Source organism: Hymenobacter qilianensis, assembly GCF_014489555.1.
In the GTDB taxonomy this organism is placed as follows: Bacteria; Bacteroidota; Bacteroidia; order Cytophagales; family Hymenobacteraceae; genus Hymenobacter; species Hymenobacter qilianensis.
In genome coordinates this window covers 1,540,015-1,558,174 of record NZ_CP060784.1, presented here as the reverse complement: position 1 = coordinate 1,558,174, position 18,160 = coordinate 1,540,015, and the positions used below count along the sequence as shown (strand labels likewise).

Genomic DNA, 18,160 nt, shown 5'->3' with positions numbered 1-18,160 from the left:
CACTTGAAAAAACCAAGCAACTCCGACAACTCGCGTCAGGCTGATATTGTCCCTTTGAAGGACGGTATCAAGGCACTGCTTAAAGCGTATCGCTTACAGGGAAAGCTGAACGAGGTGTTTGTCGTGTCGAGTTGGGAACGCATCATGGGGAAGGCTGTAGCCCTCAAGACCCAGGAGATTTATATAAGCAATGGCAAGCTCTTCGTGCGCCTGAACTCGGCTCCTCTCAAGCACGAACTCGTTATGGCCAAGACGCGCGTCATGGAGCTTATTAATGATGAGGTAGGCGAAACCGTTATTAAAGAGGTGATTTTCCTCTAGTAAGCTACTCCTCATTCCTATATCATCCTTCGCGGCTCGAAGCATAATGCTTTCTGGCACTTCCTGTATTTTATGTGAGCCGGGACTTATCGCGGCTTCAATAAGAAGGTATGCCAGGCTTATCGTCATCATTAAGTCGGCCATTCATTTCGTTTCGGTTCCGACTCTCCTGCTCTCATCATTCTATTCTTGTTCACCAACGGCTGCGCCAAGGCTATATGGTGAGCTGTATATCTTCACGTCAGTCAGCTGGCGTTGCTTCATGTTAAACACCCCCTGATTCTACCGGCACCCTTTTCCTCATGGGCCATGGCCTTCTGCATTTAGGTCTCTACATCTTGTCCTGAACTTTCATTTTATGTCATCCTCCCTCCGACCCGACTTCCGATTAGTATCCCATTCACGGGTAACTCTCACCGAGCTTATGATACCATCCTATGCCAATCTGGGGGGCAAAATTCATGGTGGGATTCTGCTATCGCTTATGGATAAGGTGGCTTACGCTGCTGCCGCAAAGCACGCCGGCACATACTGCGTGACGGTAAGTGTAGATGGCGTAAACTTCCTCCAGCCAGTGGAAGTGGGAGAGCTAGTATCACTGCTTGCTTCCGTCAATTACGTCGGTCGCACCTCGCTTGTAATCGGTATCAAAGTCATAGCCGAAGACGTGCGAACCGGCACCGTGAAGCATACTAACACCTGCTATTTTACTATGGTTGCCAAGGATGACAATGGTCGCCCAACTCCGGTGCCGGGCCTCCTACTAGAGACTCCAGATGACACGCGGCGCTTCATGGAAGCTATCAAACGCAAGGAGCTCAAAACGCAATACAGCGTCGAGTTTGACAACGCCCGCTCTAGGCTGGCCGTAGCTCAGCAGGCCGATCTGTTACGCAACGAGAACTGCCAATTGGGCTACTAAAACCTGTTGCTTTTAGTAGCAAAAGCACGGCTTAAAAGACTATCCCTAATACACGCCCGTAACGGCCACATGTTTCACGTGGAACATATTTGTTACTTAGGGCTGTACACTTTCAGCAAGAGCTCATTATAGTCCTCTAATAGGGCTATATACTTAGCCTGAAGAGCCATAAGCTGCTTAACAGGATCATTGTCATTAGATTGTAACGGTGCCGAGCGCTGCGATACACCACTTGTAACAGGTACACTGGGTGTAACAGACACAAAAGGTAACACTGCCTGCTGTAACGATGTAAAGTCATGCGAAAAATCATGTGTAATGATCTCGCCAACCTGCTTTACAAAACCGTAATCAAGTGTTTCCTCCTTGAATTTGCGATAGATAGTTGGACGCGTAATACCCAGCTCCTCCACGATGCGCGTGATGGAAATACCACTGTTTTTGATGGCATCTTGAAGGATTTTGCCCTGGTGCGGCATAAGTAAGCGTTATGTATTAGTGGGGCTGTAAAGGTGTTTAATTTGTTTCATATGTACAAATATGTTCGTAAAAACGGACAGTTACATCGTGAACAGATACAATACACTGATACAACCTGTAACGCGTAACGTTGTACACTTTACAAGTACATTGTAACAATACATATCGTTACAATTAGTGTTACATATGTATAACAATATGATAAACCCGCCTTATAAGGCTGGAAAAGCACTTTTTAGGCTATAGACCTTGTAGCATCCTACAGTACACCTGAGATAAACCTGCCAGTATAAGGACTCAGTTAATTTTTACCCCGAAGGCGGCGCGATACGCCACACTGAACAGAGCTACACTTCTGCTTTTTGCTATCGCACTAGTGAACTCACCAGGAGGTCGGGATAGTCAGTGGTGATACCGTCGACGCCAAGCGCGATGAGGCGGTGCATATCGGCTAGTTCATTTACCGTCCAGGGAATAATTCGCATGCCAAGAGTATGAACTTCGGCTACGAGCTTCTTATCAACGAGGCAGTGCTCTGGGCCATAGACGGCGGGCACAAAACCCAGCTCCTTCAGGTGCTCAGCAAGCGGCTGTGCATCTTCGACTAATAGGCATAAGGGCAGTGATGGAACTTGGGTCCGGGCGGCTTGCAAGACCCGTTTATCGAAGCTCAGGACGGTGGTTCTTTTAGCTACACCAGCAGCATGCACAACTGCCGAGACCAACTCGACGAAGCGTGCTGGGGAAGGATGAAATATGCCGTCGCCAGCCGAACTGCTTTTTATCTCGATGCTGAGAAATGGCAACGGTCGGCCGAGGTATTGAGCATACTTATCTGCCTCCGCAATGACCTCCTGAAGCAGGGGTTTGTAAGCGGTATTAAGCAGTTGATGAGGGAAGCGAGGGTTTCGAACAGAGCCGCAATCACAGTGGCGGATGACAGCGTATGGCATCAAAAAAAGATTGTGCAGACGCTCACTAGCGGGGTCGATGCGCTCGCCGGCCGCATCCCGACAGATAGCGGCTGAAAGCCAGGGCTCGTGCGATACAACTACCTGCTCATCGGCTGAGATGACGACATCTAATTCCAGGGCATCTACCCCCAACTCTAAGGCATGAAGGAAGCCCGCAAGCGTATTCTCAGGACGCAAGCCACGGCAACCGCGATGGCCATGTACTTCAGGAATTGTAAAAGGCTTGGGGGGCATTTTTTAGCGTACTACGAGATCCTGAATACGCATGCCCAGCTTGCTTGGCTGGGTTTAGTTGGGAAAAAGCCCCCCAGAATACCTTACATGATATTTGAGCAGAGAATGCTTCAGGCAGTTATTCGAACCCGATGCCAGCTATGAAATGCGGTACTTTGGCCCTTCTTTAAAGCGAAATCATTTCCTTTTATTACCACACTCTATGAAGAAAGTATTGTTGCTCGCCCTGTTGATAATTATCGGAGTAGGTGGCTATTGGTACTATCGTACGGTAGTAACGGCAAGTCCGCAGTACTCGCTGGCGCAGGCCGCCAATGCTGTGCGTACCCACGATGTTACCACCTTCGAGCGCTATGTTGACGTTAATAGGGTAGCGCGCAACTTAGTAGATCAGGTGTCGGATGAAAGCTCCGCGCTGGAAGGACTGAATGTAAACGGAGCGATTATTCAAAGCGCCCTACGACTACTGAAGCCGCAACTGGCACAATCTGCGACGCAAGAAGTAAGACTTTATATCGAATCAGGCTCGGCGGAAGCAGCAGCAGCAGGACAAAATATTGGTGGAATGAACGTGTCGGTGCTGGGATTGGCTGGCCGGGTGATTGGGCCAAACCCCCAATTCAAAGGCATCAAATACGTTAATCAGAAGGATGATCAAACTTTGGTTGGCTTAGAAATAACGCAGCCACAGTATGACACTACTCTGGTTCTGGAATTAAAAATGCTCGACCAAGGTGACTACTGGCGCGTAACGGAAATTGCCAATATGGGCACACTGATTAAGCATACAGCTCGATTGGAAAAGCAACGCTTACTGAAAAACAGATAGCTAACCGAGTCATTTTAACTAACTATTCAGAACTCTGAGACCTGCATTAATAAACACGAAAAGGCCCCAGCGCAAGAGAGCGCCGGGGCCTTTCCGTTGAATCAAGCAGGAGTTATTTGCGTCCTGAGAACAGGAAGTAGATGATGGAGCCCAGGAAAGGGAAGAACCATATCACCAGACCCCAGATGATCTTTTTGCCGATAGACCAGTCCTGCTTGATCAGGCTGACAACGGCCAGCACAGCCAGCAAAAGATAGATAATACCGGCAATGGTGATGTTACCGTTGGAACTGCGGCCCGAGCAACCGCCAAGCAGAGGAGCCAAAGCCAGAGTGAAAAGCATGGCTACTGCGGGCAGTCGATTGGTAAGAGAAAGAAGCTTGTTCATAGCAGGTGTCGTTGGAGAGAAAAGTATGATATGATGCCCTTTACGCACCTGCTGAGATATTAGATATTATTTTGCTTATGTTTGTTATATAAGCTCTTAACAATCAATTAGTTAAATAAATAAGATTGGATTTCCTTCCAGAAAATTGATCCTGAGATCGGGACGAGTAGCAGCGTCAGGATAATACCGTAGATAGCCCCATAGAAGTGAGCATCATGGTTGATATTATCGCCCTGCCGACGACCCTGATAGTAGGAATAAGCCAGGTAAAGGATACCAAAAAGGACACCTGGAATGGCAAAAGGAATTGGGAAGATGTAGATGCCGCCCTCAATGGGCCGGAACAGGATACTTGCAAAAATGACGGAGGCTACCCCACCCGACGCACCCAGACTGTGATAGTTGGGGTCGTTGCGGTGGCGCAGGTAAGTAGGAATATCCGACACAATAATGCCCCCCAGATACAGCAGCAGGAAGCACCAGATGCCGCCCATGACGCCGAACACCTGCACGAAGACGTCCTGAATCAAGCCGCCGAAGGAGTAAAAGGCCAGCATGTTGAAGATAAGGTGCATCCAGTCGGCGTGCAGGAAGCCGGATGTGAGGAAGCGGTACCACTCATTTCGACGCCGCACCAGGAAGGGCGTCATGATCCAGCTTTCCCGCAAGGTGGGGTTTGACCAAGCGTATAAGGAAATGCCCCCGTGAGGATAACGAGCACAAGCACCACATTCAGATTAAGCATCAGAAGACAAGTAAGAAGTAATAAGAAAGAAGCCGCCTATACGGCTTCCCGGCGCTTTCGGCGGCTTTGGTGGGCGGGAAAGTGCGCTGGGGGGCAAAATGCGCGCAGAGAGCCTAAATTAAGCCAAAAACCAGGCTTAGCTTTCGCGGGCCATCAGTTCCAGAGCCCACTGCCGCAGGATAGCCTTACGTTCAGCCGGCGCAACCACGCGCTCTAGGTGCTGAAGGGCATCCTGAAAATAGTCGTTGATAAGCGCTTCGGTTTGGGCGCGAATGCCGAGCTGGTCATATACTTCTGTGATGGCCTGCACCTTGGCCGCGGCATCGGTGATGGGCTGACCGAGGTACTGCGCCAGTACGGCTTGCTGGGGGGCATTTGCCTGAGCCTGGGCTGTAAGCAGCAGGAAGGTTTTCTTATCCGATACGATATCGCCGCCCACACGCTTGCCGAAGGTGGCCGCGTCGCCGTACACGTCGAGCAGGTCGTCGCGGAGCTGGAAGGCAATGCCTACGTCGGTGCCGAACTGGCGCAGGTGGTCGGCATCCTCTATGGAAGCGCCGCCGAGCAGAGCGCCCAGCTCCAGACAGAAGCCCAGCAGCACGGCCGTTTTCAGCCGGATCATATCCAGGTATTGCTCGATGGTGACCTGCTCATTCGTCTCAAAATCCATGTCCCATTGCTGGCCTTCACAGACTTCGGCAGCCGTCTGGCTGAACTTGCGCAGCACCGTAGGCAATAGCACCGGTGGTACATCCAGGAACAACTCGTAGGCCCGCACCAGCATCACGTCGCCGCTCAGAATAGCTACGTTGGCGTTCCACTTCTCATGCACCGTCGGCTGGCCCCGGCGCAAAGGAGCCTGATCCATGATGTCGTCGTGGAGCAGGGTGAAGTTGTGAAAAACCTCCGTGGCCAGGGCCGGCCGCAGCACGGGCTCCAACTCGTCGGTGAAGAGGTGGGCGCCCATGAGCGTAAGCAACGGGCGTATGCGTTTGCCCCCAGCGCCATGATGTAGCGGATGGGCTCGTAGAGGGCAACTGGCTGCTGACCGTACTCAAGGCTAGCCAGGGCGGCGGTTATTTTCTGCGTGAAATCAGTGGGGCTCACAGGGGGCAAATTGTGTTGGGCAGGCAAGGTACGGAGGAACGGTTTGGAGTGGCTTAGAGGCGGTACTGGGGGCAAATTTGTATCACAGAAAAAGCCTGACGTCCGCACACCGTGCAGCCGTCAGGCTTTCATAACTCAGGAGGCATTACTTAGCGCCGATGCTTACCACCGCCACCTGGGCCACCACTGCTTTTGCCGCCACGCTCGCGCTCAGGTCCTCGCTCCGACCGACGGCCACGGCCGCTCTCTTCACGGCGGGGAGCATCGTTGCGGCGCTGCGACATAGGGCGCTCATCTACCAGTTCGAAGTCGATAGTGCGGTCGAGTAGGTTGGCCGCTTTCACAATAACTTGCAGCTCGTCGCCGAACTGAATGATGCGTTTGCTACGCTGACCAACGAGGCGGTAGTTGTCCTTGTCTAGCTCGAAGAAGTCGCCGGGAATGTCGCTGATGCGGATCATGCCTTCGCACTTATTCTCCTCAACTTCCACGTACATGCCCCACTCCGTGAGGCCCGATACTACGCCTTTAAACTGCTCACCGACGCGGGCAGCCATGTACTCCACTTGCTTGTACTTGATGCTGGCGCGCTCGGCATTGGCGGCTAGCTTCTCGCGCTCGGAGGAGTGCTTGCACTCTTCTTCCACGGGCTCGGCTTCCACGTTTTTGCCCCCTGCAGGTAGTGTTCCAACAGGCGGTGCGCCATCATATCGGGGTAGCGACGGATGGGCGAAGTAAAGTGCGAATAGTGGTCGAAGGCCAAGCCGAAGTGACCCAACGGCTCCGTTGTGTACTTGGCCTTGGCCATGGTACGGATAGCCAAGGTCTGAATCACGTTCTGCTCAGGCTTACCAACCACGTTTTCCGATAGGCTGTTCAGTTCGTTGCTGAGCTTCTTGGGGTTCTCCAAGTTCAGGTCGTGGCCAAACTTTTTGGCGAACAAAGCGAAGTTCTGCAGACGGTCGGCATCGGGCGCATCGTGGGTACGATACACCATGGTGAAGCGCGGCTTGGTCTTCTTTTTCTGGAACACAAAGTCGGCCACCTTGCGGTTAGCCAGCAGCATAAACTCTTCGATGAGCTTATGCGCATCCTGACGTTCCTTCACGTACACGCCTACCGGCTTACCGTTCTCGTCTAGCTGGAATTTTACCTCCTGCGTCTCGAAACCAATGGCGCCTTTCTTGAAGCGCTGAGCCTGGAGCTTTTTGGCAATGTTGTTCAGCGTATTTACCTCTTCAACAAAGTCGCCCTCTCCCGTTTCAATGCGTTCCTGCGCTTCACCGTAAGCAAAGCGGCGGTCGGAGTGGATGATGGTTTTGCCAAACCACGAGTCGTAAAGCTTACCGTTGTCGTCCAGCTCAAACACGGCCGAGAAGGTCAGCTTGTCTTCATTAGGCCGCAACGAGCACAGGCCGTTCGACAGGCGCTCGGGCAGCATCGGAATCACGCGGTCTACAAGGTAAACCGAAGTCGCGCGGTGACGGGCTTCGCGCTCCAGCATTGATTCGGGCCGCACATAGTGGGTCACGTCGGCAATGTGAACACCGATTTCCCAGTTGCCATTTTCCAGCTTTTGGATGGATAGCGCGTCATCAAAGTCCTTGGCGTCGGCGGGGTCAATGGTGAAGGTGGTGATGTCGCGGAAGTCGCGGCGGCGGGCAATTTCGTCTTCCTGAATGCGGTCCGAAATTTCCTCCGACTCTTCTTCTACATCCTGGGGAAACTCGAACGGCAACCCGAACTCCGCCATGATGGCGTTGATCTCGGCTTCGTTCTCTCCAGCCTGCCCAAAGGAACGCACGATTTCGCCCACTGGCTGACGTCCGGGGTCCTCGGGCCACTCCGTAATGCGCACGAGTACCTTCTCGCCGCTACGGGCTTCTTTGAGGCCTTCGTTGGGCACAAATACATCGAAGTACAGCTTGCGATGGTCGGGCGACACAAAGCCGAAGCCGGCGTTTTGCACCGTCAGTTGGCCTACTATTTCTTCGCGCTCCCGCTTCACCACTTCCAGCACGTCGCCCACCGGGCGGCCGTCGCGCTCACCGCGCAGACGTACGCGCACCGTGTCGCCGTTCATAGCAAACTTCAGGCGGTCGGTGAAGACGCGGATGTCGTTTTCGCTTTCCTCGCTTACTACAAAAGCGTACTTGTTGGTAGCCAAGGCTACGGTTCCCATAATAATGTCGCCCCCCGAGCTAGGCCGCTCGCGGAAGCGCTGACGGTCGTCGCCGGGAAAGTCGAAGCCAGCATCGCGGCGGCGATGCACGAGCGGGTCCTGCCCAAACTGAGCTTCTATAGCGGCACCATCCGGACGAGATTTGCCCCCCGACTGCGGCCACGCTCAGGGCGTTGGCCAGCATCAGGCTGCACACGTAGCGCGGCAGGATCCGTGAGGCGGTAGTCGTCGTTTTGGAGGTGGGTAAGCTGATTCGATTTGCGCAGGGCTTTGAGGTGATCGAACACTTCATCGCGCTGCTCTTTGGTGGTCACGCCGAGGCGGCGTGAGAGTTGACGATAGGAAAATACTTTGCCGGGGTTTTCGGCAAATACCCGGAACACTTGCGTTTTGGTAACCGGGGCAATGGCGGCTTTTTCGCCGCGGGCAGCTTTCGCGCGAGGGGCGCGGGGAGCTGAAGATTCATCTTGTTTCTTCATTCGAAAAGAAGGTGCCGCCCAGTGGTTGTCGTTTTCGCAGGCGGCCGAGTATAGGTAGGTTGGAGTATACGCAAGCGCGTTTCTCCGGGGTTAAGCAAAAATTAGAAGTCGCCGGAAAGGCGGTTAAAAGGGAGCGAAAGCAAGGGCTTTTTGCTCTAAAGTAGATACTACGGAATATTAGGGATAATAACTATTTACTAAGGATAATGATGGGTTATGTAATTGTTGCTGTTTTTAGCAATCAGTAAAAAAGCCCCTAGTAGGATGCGAGTTAGTGTATGGAAAATGATAAGGAAATCGGCGGTCATGCTCAATCTGGTGTCCGCCTTTTTTGATCGAAGTTACCATTGCGACGAAGCACGCGAGATGCTTCGTCGCTGCTTCATGCGCAGAAAGCTCTGCATGACCGCCTATCTGCTTATCACCTATCCAAAGACTCGCTGAGCAGGAGCCTAGCCCTACGCTACTTCTGTCGCCCTCCGAGCTTGGGCCGCCCGAATATCAGATGGCTCATCTTTCGGGATGGCACTGAGCAGCGTGCGGGTGTACTCGTGCTGGGGCTTAGCATAGACCGCAGCCGCAGGTCCGCTCTCTACAATCTGCCCTTTGTTCATCACCAGCAGCCGATCCGACATGAATCGAGCCACCGACAAGTCGTGGGTGATGAAGAGATAGGTGATGCCAAAGTCCCGCTTAAGCTGGTTGAGCAAATTCAGTACCTGGGCCTGCACCGACACGTCCAGCGCCGACACCGACTCATCACAGATGATGCACTTGGGCTGCAAGGCCAGAGCCCGCGCAATACAAATGCGCTGGCGCTGCCCACCCGAGAACTCGTGCGGGTAACGCAAGTAATGTTCCTCGCGCAGCCCTACGGTGCGCAGCAGCTCCATCACCTTAGCCTTTTGCTGCTGTTTGGTGCCGCCCACGCCGTGCACCTGCATGGGCTCGATGATGGCCTCTCCTACCGTCATCATTGGGTTAAGCGCCGCGTAGGGGTCCTGAAACACCATCTGGAACTCGCGCCGCCGCCGCCGCAACTCGCCCGCTGGCAGGGTAGCCAGGTCAGTGCCTTCGAACAGAATGCGACCCGCCGTTGGTTCCACTAAGCGCAACAAGGCTCGGCCCAGCGTCGTCTTGCCGCAGCCTGACTCACCCACTAGCCCCACTGTCTCGCCAGGGTAAATGTCGAAGCTCACGCCATCCACGGCTCGTACGTATTCTTTAGTCCGATTGAACAAGCCTTTGCGGATGGGAAAGTGCACGTTTAGGCCTTCTACCCGTAGCAGGACAGGCCCAGTCTTTTCGGCTGGTTTGGAGCCGTTTCCAGCAGTCAAATGGACCCCCGGTGTAGGCTCTGAAATAGCGGATTCTGAAGTCGATTTTAAGCCAGAAACAGGCGTAAAATGTTCCCCGTGGAACATTTTGGGGATTTCGACTGGCATGTTTTCGGTCAGCACCGGGGCTCTATCTAACTCAACGCTAGGAGCTTCGGGCTGAGAAGCGCTTATTTCGGTTAGTTGGCCGGAAGCGTCTTCAGTCATAAAATCGGCTACAACGGGCAAACGCTGCTTACCCACAGAGAGCTTGGGTCGACAGGCCAAAAGGCCCTTTGTGTAGGGGTGCTGAGGGTTGGTGAAAATATCGAGCACAAGGCCCTGCTCTACCACCTTTCCCCGATACATAACCAGGATGCGGTCAGCAATCTCAGCAACTACTCCTAAGTCGTGAGTAATGAAGAGAACTGCTGTGTTATTCTGGCGCCGCAGGTCGTCGATGAGCTGGAGCATGCGGGCCTGCACCGTTACGTCGAGAGCAGTGGTGGGCTCGTCGGCGATGAGGATAGCGGGGTTGCAGGCCATAGCCATGGCAATCATCACCCGCTGTTTTTGCCCCCCAGAGATTTCGTGCGGATAGGCTTTGAAGATTTTCTCCGGCCGTGGCAGCTGCGCGGTAGCAAAGAGCTCGATGGTTCGGGCTTCGGCTTCTTTAGAGGACAGCGATGTATGCAAGCGCAATGCTTCCACCACTTGGGCCCCGCAGGTATGCACGGGGTTGAGCGAGGTCATCGGCTCCTGAAAAATCATCGAAATCTCGTTGCCCCGCACCCGCCGCAACTGCTCATCAGATAGCTTCAGCAAGTCCACTTCACCCAACTCCTCTGACTGAAACCGCGTCTGGCCAGTAGTGACGCGGCCGGGGGGCATTTGTATCAGCCCCATCAGCGCCAGAGATGTCACCGACTTTCCCGAGCCCGATTCACCCACAATAGCCAGCGTCTCGCCCCGGCGCAACTCAAACGACACGTCATTCACCGCCCGCACATCGCCGCGGTGAGAGGTGAAGTCAATGGTAAGATTGGAGACGGTGAGGAGAGGCTGCACGGAGTGGATAAGCTAGATAAGGTGTTTGTTGGGGAAGCGATTGGCTCTCACCAAAGCTACTTAAAAACGGTTGTCAATGATAAAACCGCTTGTCATCCTGACGCAGGAAGGACCTTATCGGGCCAAAGAGAGTCGTTGTAACGATCATCTTTCTGGCTTAGATAAGGTCCTTCCTGCGTCAGGATGACAACTACTTTTAAAGCGACAGTTAGCTTTTAGGAGGATAAACTAAGCGCTACAGCTGAACGTGCTCAGTCGAAGTAGGCTCGGTGTCGCGGTGGGGTACTACGGTTTTCGTCGGCGAGTCTTCGTGCTGGAAGAACTTGCTTTGATTGAGCAGAATGAGGGCCACACCGATAAAAATAGCTGAGTCGGCGATGTTGAAAATGGGCCACAGTGAGAGGTGAGAACCACCAATCAGCGGCCAGCTCATCGGCAAAAAGCCTTCGTACAGGTCCAGATAAATCATGTCGATTACCTGCCCATGCAGCCAGGGTGTGGGAGCTTCAAAAGGCGCGTTGTTGTAGATCACGCCGTAGAACATGGAGTCGATCAGGTTACCGATGGCGCCGCCCAAAATAAGCCCCCACAGGCCAGCAGGCCGGGATGTGTATGCCGAAAACTGTGTTTGCGAATGAGATAGGCAATAAACGTGACGGCTACCAGTCGAAAAGTCGTCAGGATGATCTTGCCGTAAGGGGCGGGCAGCTCAACCCCGAAGGCCATGCCCGGATTCAGGGTGTAATGGAGCTTAAACCAGTCGCCCAGCAGCGGAATCTCGCCCGGCATTCCTGGCTCCATGTACGCGTGCACCGCCCATTTCGAGACCTGATCGATGAGGATAACTAGTAAGGCCAGCAAGTAATATTTCCAGTACTTCATTCTTGTGCTAATAACGCTTGAGTACAAGCTCCAGAGGGCTTTTTGTGCCGTTTTGGGCCTGATTTACGGGTTTTTGAACGACTTTAAACGCACCCTACAATGCTTTGTGCGAGGTTATACCAACCGAGCTTTTTACGGCTCGGTTGGCTATTCAGTATCAAGCAGTTACCACCTCAAGCTGAGCCGGCACGCTGTAGTCATCAAACTCCAGCGTCACGCCGCCCGTCAGCTCCGGATTGAAGGTGAGCGAAAGTGCCTGGGTTTCGGTGCGGATATAGTCGCCGAAGAACTGCACGGCGGCCGCCAGATCGGGCTGCTCGCCGCCTAGCGTGATGCGGATTTTGTCCTGTACTTCGAGGCCGCTGTCCTTGCGCAGGTTTTGCAGACGATTAACCAATTCACGGGCTACACCTTCGCGGCGCAGCTCGTCAGTCAGGGTCACATCGAGGGCCACGGTAAGCGGACCGTCGGTGGCTACGAGCCAGCCGGGCAGGTCGTCGGTGCGGATTTCTACGTCATCGGGGGCCAAATTCAGCTGCTCCCCTCCTATTTCTACAACCAGTGTTCCTGTTGATTCCAGCGTACTGATTTCCTCGGGCGTCATCTGCTGAATGCGGGCCGCCACGACTTTCAACTTCGGGCCATATTGCTGACCCAAACGCTTGAAGTTAGGCTTCACCGATTTCACCAACACGCCGCTCGTGTCATCCAAAAACTCCACGTGCTTCACGTTTACCTCGGCGCAAATCAGGTCTTCCACCATGCCTACCTGGTCGCGAGTTGTGTCATTCAGCACTGGCACCAATATGCGCTGCAAAGGCTGACGAACTTTCAGCACCGACTTTTTACGTAGCGAGTGCGTGAGCGAACTGATACGCTGGGCCAACTCCATGCGCTCCTCCAGCGCCGTGTCAATCCGACTAGTATTAGCTTCTACGAGCAGCGTGAGGTGCACTGATTCGGGAGCCAGCGGAGTGTTGTTCGCCAAAGCTTCCTGACGCATGCCGTCAGTCATGTTTTTGTAGAGCCACTCGCCGAAGAAGGGTGCGATAGGCGCCATCAGCTGCGCAACGACCACTAGACATTCCTGCAAGGTCTCGAAAGCGGCCTTTTTATCCGTGGTCAGCTCGCCCTTCCAGAAACGGCGACGCGAGAGACGCACGTACCAGTTGGAGAGCTGATCGGTGACAAAATCCTGGATGGCGCGGGCCGCTTTAGTGGGGTCGTAGCTGTCATAATGCCCCCTAACTTCCAGAATCAAGGACTGCAATTTCGACAGCACCCAGCGGTCCAGCTCACTCAAATCTGTGAGCGGAATACGGTCGAACTCGCGGGTGCGGAAGTCGTCGAGGTTGGCGTAGAGCGCGAAGAAAGAGTATGTGTTAAACAGCGTCCCGAAGAAGCGGCGCTGCACCTCCGTCACGCCGGCTGGGTCAAACTTGAGGTTATCCCACGGTGGCGCGTTGGCGATGAGATACCAGCGGGTAGCATCGGGGCCAAACTGCTGGATGGTGGCAAACGGATCGACCGCGTTACCGAGGCGCTTGCTCATCTTCTGCCCGTCTTTGGCTAGTACTAAACCATTGGCAATCACGTTCTTAAACGCCACTGAGTCTTCCAGCATCACGCCCAGAGCGTGCAAGGTGAAGAACCAACCACGAGTTTGGTCTACGCCTTCGGCGATGAAATCGGCGGGGAAATTCTTTTGAAACTTCGCTTCGTTTTCGAGCGGGTAGTGCCACTGCGCGTAAGGCATAGCGCCGCTGTCGAACCACACGTCGATGAGGTCCGTTTCGCGGTACATGGCCTGGCCGGTGGGCGACACGAGGAAAATATCGTCCACGTAGGGCCGGTGCAGATCAATTTGCCCCCCAGCCGTCAGCGGGTTGTGGGTCATGATTTCGGCGGCCACGGCTTTGTCGATTTCAGCGCTGAGCTGAGCAATGGAACCAATGCAGATCTCCTCCGAGCCATCCTGACTGCGCCAGATAGGCAGCGGCGTGCCCCAGTAGCGCGAGCGACTTAGGTTCCAGTCTACCAGGTTTTCAAGCCAGTTGCCGAAGCGGCCGGAGCCGGTGCTTTCGGGCTTCCAGTTGATGGTTTTGTTGAGCTCGATGAGCCGGTCTTTGACAGCCGTCGTCTTGATGAACCAGGAGTCGAGCGGGTAGTAGAGTACGGGCTTATCGGTGCGCCAGCAGTGCGGGTAAGTATGCTCGTACTTCTCCACTTTGAAGGCGGTGCCGTCCCCTTTCATCCGGATGGCGATGCTCTCATCCAGGGTTTTGTAGTCGGTGCCCGTCTCGTCGTGGCCGTCGTAGTTTTTCACTAAACGCCCCCCAAACTCGCCCATCTGCGGCACATAGCGGCCCGTCCGGTCTACGATAGGCGTGGGCTTGCCTTCGGCATCCGTCACCAGCAGGGCCGGGATGTCATTAAGCTGCGCTACGCGGAAGTCGTCTGCCCCGAAAGTGGGCGAAATGTGTACAATGCCGGTACCGTCTTCGGTCGTTACAAAGTCGCCGGCAACAACGCGGAAGCCTTTTTCCTCGCCTTCAAAAGCTGGAAAACCTTTGCTTTGTCCGAACAGACGTTCGTAGTTGATGCCGACAAGGTCAGCACCGGTGAATTCAGCCTCGATTTCCCAGGGAATTTGCTTTGTTTCACTTCCCCAATCTGAATACGTTGACGGGATAGATTTGCCTATTTCAGTGAATTCAGAGAAGTAGCTCTTTACCCGTGCTTTCGCTAAAACAACTCGGATATATTCCTTCGTGTAGGGATTAATAGTGCGAACAACAACATATGAGATATTCTTACCTACCGCTAATCCCGTATTAGCAGCCAAAGTCCAAGGAGTTGTTGTCCAAGCTAGGATGAATACATCCGTTTGGGAATCGGTGCCTTGTCTTTCCCAGACAGGAGCCGCAAACAGCTTCTCTGAAGTCTCGTCCCGCTTCACCTTAAACTGAGCCACGATGGTCGTGTCCTTCACGTCGCGGTAGGTGCCGGGCTGGTTTAGCTCGTGCGAGGAAAGGCCAGTGCCGGCGGCAGGTGAATAAGGCTGAATGGTGTAGCCTTTATACAGTAAACCCTTGTCGTAGAGCTTCTTGAGTAGCGCCCAGCAGCTTTCGATGTACTCCGGCTCGAAGGTGATATAAGGGTCATCGAGGTCAACCCAATAGCCCATTTTCTGGGTTAGGTCGTCCCACTGCGCTTTGAAGCGCATCACGGTTTCGCGGCAACGCTGGTTGTATTCGGCAATCGAAATCTTCTTGCCGATGTCTTCCTTCGTGATGCCCAGTTCCTTTTCTACCTGTAACTCAATGGGCAGGCCGTGGGTATCCCAGCCACCCTTGCGCGACACCTGCTTACCCAGCAAAGTCTGGTAGCGGCAGAAGATATCCTTCACCGTCCGGGCCATCACGTGGTGAATGCCGGGCGCACCATTAGCCGATGGCGGACCTTCGTAAAACACGAACGTAGGCTGGCCCTCGCGGGTGCTCACGCTCTTCTCAAAAATGCCGTTTTCCTGCCACCAGTTGAGGATGTCGGTCCCGACATCGGCGTAGTTGAGCGGCTGTTTGTATTCGGAATATTTCATATACGGGTATTGTCGTTCTGGCGGGCCTCATCCCCTAGCCCCTTCTCCTAAGGGAGAAGAGGAACTAGTTTTTCTAAAAAGCTAATTAATCCTAGAAGGCTAGTTTTTAGAACTAGTTCCTCTTCTCCCTTAGGAGAAGGGGCTAGGGGATAAGGCATTCATTGAGGAAAACTAACCTTCGGTACCTAACCGCTTCACTGTCATACGGCTAAGGTTAAGTTCGTAGTCGTCGTCTTCCTGGTGATAATCGTCGTCGTAGTGTTGGAGTAATGATTGGTCAATCGTTTCATCCTTGCCGTGCTCAAACGTCACGAGTAGGCAGGGCAACAGAATCAGGTTGGAGAAGTTGGTAATGAGCAAGCTCGCCGACATCAGCAGACCCAAGGCTTTGGTGCCGCCAAACTCGCTGAAAGCAAACACACTAAAGCCCAAGAACAATGTAATGCTGGTATAAATCATACTAGTTCCCGCTTCCCGCAAGGTAGTGCTGATAGCGGCCTTTACCCGGCGACCGTTCACAGCTAGTTCCTGTCGGAACTTGGCTATCAGGTGAATGGAGTTGTCACCATCAATACCCAAAGCAATACTGAAAATCAGGGCCGTACTGGGTTTAAGCGGAATACCGAAATAGCCCATTAGCCCCCCAGTCAAAATCAGGGTAACCAGGTTGGGCAGTAGCGTGAAGAACACCGCCCGTACCGACCGAAACAGAATCAGCACCACTAATCCTACCAGAGCGAAGGCAATTAGAATACTCTCTTTCAGGGTGTTAATCAGGTATTCGTTGCCTTTGGTGAAGAGAATAGTCGTACCAGTGAGCTTCACCGTCATACCCGAACCGTTGAAGATTTCCTGAATCTGGGGCTGAATTCGACGGGTGATCAGGGTGTCGAGGTTGCGGGAGCCGATGTCGGCAATCTTGAGGGAGATGCGCGCCCGTTGGCCCGTAGAGTCGGTGAAGGAACGCAACAGCTTGTCGCTCATGGGGCCGTTGGCCGATTTTTGCCCCCTAGAGCTGGCTAGATACCGCAGAATGAAGTTTTTCTCCGAGTTATCGGGCAGGCGGTAATACTCGGGGTTGTCGTTGTAGAAAGCTTGAGTAGAGGCTTTAAGGAAAGTAACGATGCTGACCGGCGACGAGAGCACGGGCTGGGTGCGCAGGAATTTCTCCAGTCGGTCTATCTTCTCTAGGTTCTTAATTTTGAGAATGCCCTGCTTCTTACCCGTGTCAACCACGATTTCCAACGGCATAATGCCGTTGAAATGCTGCTCAAAGAACTTTAAATCACTATTTACGGAGCTTTCACTAGGCAAATCATCTACCATATAAGAGACGGATTTGATCTTCGTGATACCCAACAATGAGATGGCCACCAAGCCCGCTCCTATCAGATAGACTGTGGGGCGGCGCTCTAATACTAGGTGCTCGAAGAATTCCAACAGCTTTGTTAACGGCTTGGCATCCAAGTGCTCCAGCTGTTTGGGCGTGGGCGGTGGCAGATAAGTGAATACCGCCGGAATAAGAATGAAGGAGACTAGAAAAGCCACGAAAATATTGATTGTGGCAATCAGCCCGAACTGATAGAGGATGGCAATATCGGTGAAGCAGAACACGAAAAAGCCGATGGCGGTGGTCGTGTTATTCATCAAGGTCACCAACCCGATTTTGCGCACCACGCGCGTCATGGCCAAGATCTGATTACCGGATTTGCGGTAATCATAGTGGTAGCGCGAGAGCAGGTAGGTACAGTTGGGAATCCCGATAACAATCAGAATACTGGGAATCAGGCCGGTAAGCAGGTTGATTTTGTATCCAAAGAGCACCATGGTGCCCACGCACCATACCACCACCACCAACACCACTAGGATGGGGAAAATAACGGCGGCCCAGGTTCGGAAGAACATGAACAGGGTAGCGGCCATCATAAGCACCGTGAGCAGCACGAAAAACTTCATTTCGGCGGCCACTTTCGTGGTCATGGTGGAGCGCACGTAGGGCAGGCCCGCGTAGTGCAGTCGGATGCCCGTCTTCTTGCTGAAAGACTCCGCGTGGCCCAGAATCTCGTTCATCACGGCCTGGCGGCGCGATGAATTCAGATACTTGGGGTCCATGGTGAGGGCCAGCAGCGTAGCGCCTGTGGTGGGCGAGATGAGCTGGCCTTTATAGAACTCCACCCGATTCACTTCCCGCATTAAGCTGTCTAGCTCACGTTGGGTCTCGGGGGCTTTCGCAAAGATGGGAACGGCCTTAAACTGCTGGGTGGCTGTGTCTTTGCGCAGGGCAAAGACTTTTGTGACCGACAACACGCCGTTGACGCCTTCTACGGCAGTCAGGGTATCGGTGAGGTTGCGCAGTTCGGTGAAGTTGCCCAGCTTATACACGCTGCTGTCCTGCAAGCCCAGTACGAGCACGTTGCCGTCCTCCCCGAAGGTTTGCTTGAACTGCTGGAAGTAAACCACATCCGGGTCATTCGGACTTACGACCTGGGCAAAGTCGTAGGTCATTTCCACGTCTTTGGCTTTCCAGGCCATAACTACAGTCATCACGGCTATGAGCAGGATAAGAATCCGCCGCTGCTTGATGACGAAAAGCGCAAGAGAGCTCCACATAGGCCGTTAAAATGCAGCAAAG

Annotated in this window: 15 protein-coding genes and 1 pseudogene; 3 read left to right on the top strand and 13 right to left on the bottom strand. The window is 53.5% G+C overall.

The genetic code is table 11. The features are described 5' to 3' along the window. The first annotated feature begins 3 nt into the window (after window positions 1-3). Both H9L05_RS07140 and H9L05_RS07135 read left to right on the top strand, forming a co-directional pair. Window positions 4-321 carry a DUF721 domain-containing protein gene (locus tag H9L05_RS07140; RefSeq protein WP_223284793.1) on the top strand — a complete coding sequence of 106 codons (318 nt, stop codon included), beginning with the start codon at window positions 4-6 and terminating at the stop codon, window positions 319-321. Window positions 322-745: 424 nt separating this feature from the next. Continuing rightward, complete coding sequence (locus H9L05_RS07135) at window positions 746-1,243, top strand: acyl-CoA thioesterase (protein WP_223284792.1); 498 nt, start codon at window positions 746-748, stop codon at window positions 1,241-1,243. 92 nt (window positions 1,244-1,335) lie between these two features. On the opposite strand, the gene H9L05_RS07130 is transcribed toward H9L05_RS07135, so the two are convergent. Further along, a complete protein-coding gene (locus tag H9L05_RS07130; RefSeq protein ID WP_187733586.1) occupies window positions 1,336-1,722 on the bottom strand; it encodes a helix-turn-helix domain-containing protein in 387 nt (128 codons plus the stop codon). A gap of 366 nt (window positions 1,723-2,088) precedes the next feature. Then, window positions 2,089-2,931 carry a glycerophosphodiester phosphodiesterase family protein gene (locus H9L05_RS07125; protein WP_187733585.1) on the bottom strand — a complete coding sequence of 281 codons (843 nt, stop codon included), beginning with the start codon at window positions 2,929-2,931 and terminating at the stop codon, window positions 2,089-2,091. A gap of 202 nt (window positions 2,932-3,133) precedes the next feature. Between H9L05_RS07125 and H9L05_RS07120 the strand changes: the two genes are divergently transcribed. Then, entirely contained in the window at window positions 3,134-3,760 is a 627-nt protein-coding gene (locus tag H9L05_RS07120; protein WP_187733584.1) for a DUF2939 domain-containing protein, read from the top strand. 112 nt (window positions 3,761-3,872) lie between these two features. Here H9L05_RS07120 and H9L05_RS07115 read toward each other — a convergent pair whose 3' ends face one another. From H9L05_RS07115 to H9L05_RS07075, 11 genes and pseudogenes are all read right to left on the bottom strand, one after another. Continuing rightward, window positions 3,873-4,148, bottom strand: coding sequence for a PLD nuclease N-terminal domain-containing protein (locus H9L05_RS07115; RefSeq protein WP_187733583.1), 276 nt, complete (start codon window positions 4,146-4,148; stop codon window positions 3,873-3,875). 107 nt (window positions 4,149-4,255) lie between these two features. Further along, window positions 4,256-4,798, bottom strand: a complete 543-nt coding sequence (locus H9L05_RS07110; RefSeq protein WP_317175144.1) for a rhomboid family intramembrane serine protease — start codon at window positions 4,796-4,798, stop codon at window positions 4,256-4,258. Window positions 4,799-5,029: 231 nt separating this feature from the next. Continuing rightward, window positions 5,030-6,000: pseudogene (locus H9L05_RS07105) on the bottom strand (polyprenyl synthetase family protein). Between the two features lie 149 nt (window positions 6,001-6,149). After that, the gene (locus H9L05_RS23340; RefSeq protein ID WP_223284791.1) at window positions 6,150-6,662 is read right to left on the bottom strand and encodes a S1 RNA-binding domain-containing protein; all 513 of its coding nucleotides are present in this window, start codon (window positions 6,660-6,662) and stop codon (window positions 6,150-6,152) included. After that, window positions 6,605-8,272, bottom strand: a complete 1,668-nt coding sequence (locus H9L05_RS07100) for a ribonuclease R family protein (protein ID WP_223284790.1) — start codon at window positions 8,270-8,272, stop codon at window positions 6,605-6,607. The genes H9L05_RS23340 and H9L05_RS07100 overlap by 58 nt, the downstream gene beginning before the upstream one ends. Window positions 8,273-8,298: 26 nt before the next feature. Next, entirely contained in the window at window positions 8,299-8,661 is a 363-nt protein-coding gene (locus H9L05_RS07095) for a hypothetical protein (RefSeq protein ID WP_187733582.1), read from the bottom strand. Between the two features lie 458 nt (window positions 8,662-9,119). Continuing rightward, a complete protein-coding gene (locus H9L05_RS07090) occupies window positions 9,120-11,045 on the bottom strand; it encodes an ABC transporter ATP-binding protein (protein ID WP_187733581.1) in 1,926 nt (641 codons plus the stop codon). 235 nt (window positions 11,046-11,280) lie between these two features. After that, window positions 11,281-11,622: a signal peptidase II gene (locus tag H9L05_RS25985; RefSeq protein ID WP_317175143.1), complete on the bottom strand. Its 342-nt coding sequence runs from the start codon at window positions 11,620-11,622 to the stop codon at window positions 11,281-11,283. Then, on the bottom strand, window positions 11,598-11,927 hold the full coding sequence (locus tag H9L05_RS25980) for a signal peptidase II (protein WP_317175142.1): 330 nt from the start codon (window positions 11,925-11,927) through the stop codon (window positions 11,598-11,600). Before H9L05_RS25980 ends, H9L05_RS25985 begins: the two co-directional genes overlap by 25 nt. A 157-nt stretch (window positions 11,928-12,084) precedes the next feature. Continuing rightward, the gene (gene ileS / locus H9L05_RS07080) at window positions 12,085-15,528 is read right to left on the bottom strand and encodes an isoleucine--tRNA ligase (RefSeq protein ID WP_187733580.1); all 3,444 of its coding nucleotides are present in this window, start codon (window positions 15,526-15,528) and stop codon (window positions 12,085-12,087) included. Between the two features lie 171 nt (window positions 15,529-15,699). Beyond that, entirely contained in the window at window positions 15,700-18,138 is a 2,439-nt protein-coding gene (locus H9L05_RS07075) for an efflux RND transporter permease subunit (RefSeq protein WP_187733579.1), read from the bottom strand. Window positions 18,139-18,160: the final 22 nt, after the last annotated feature.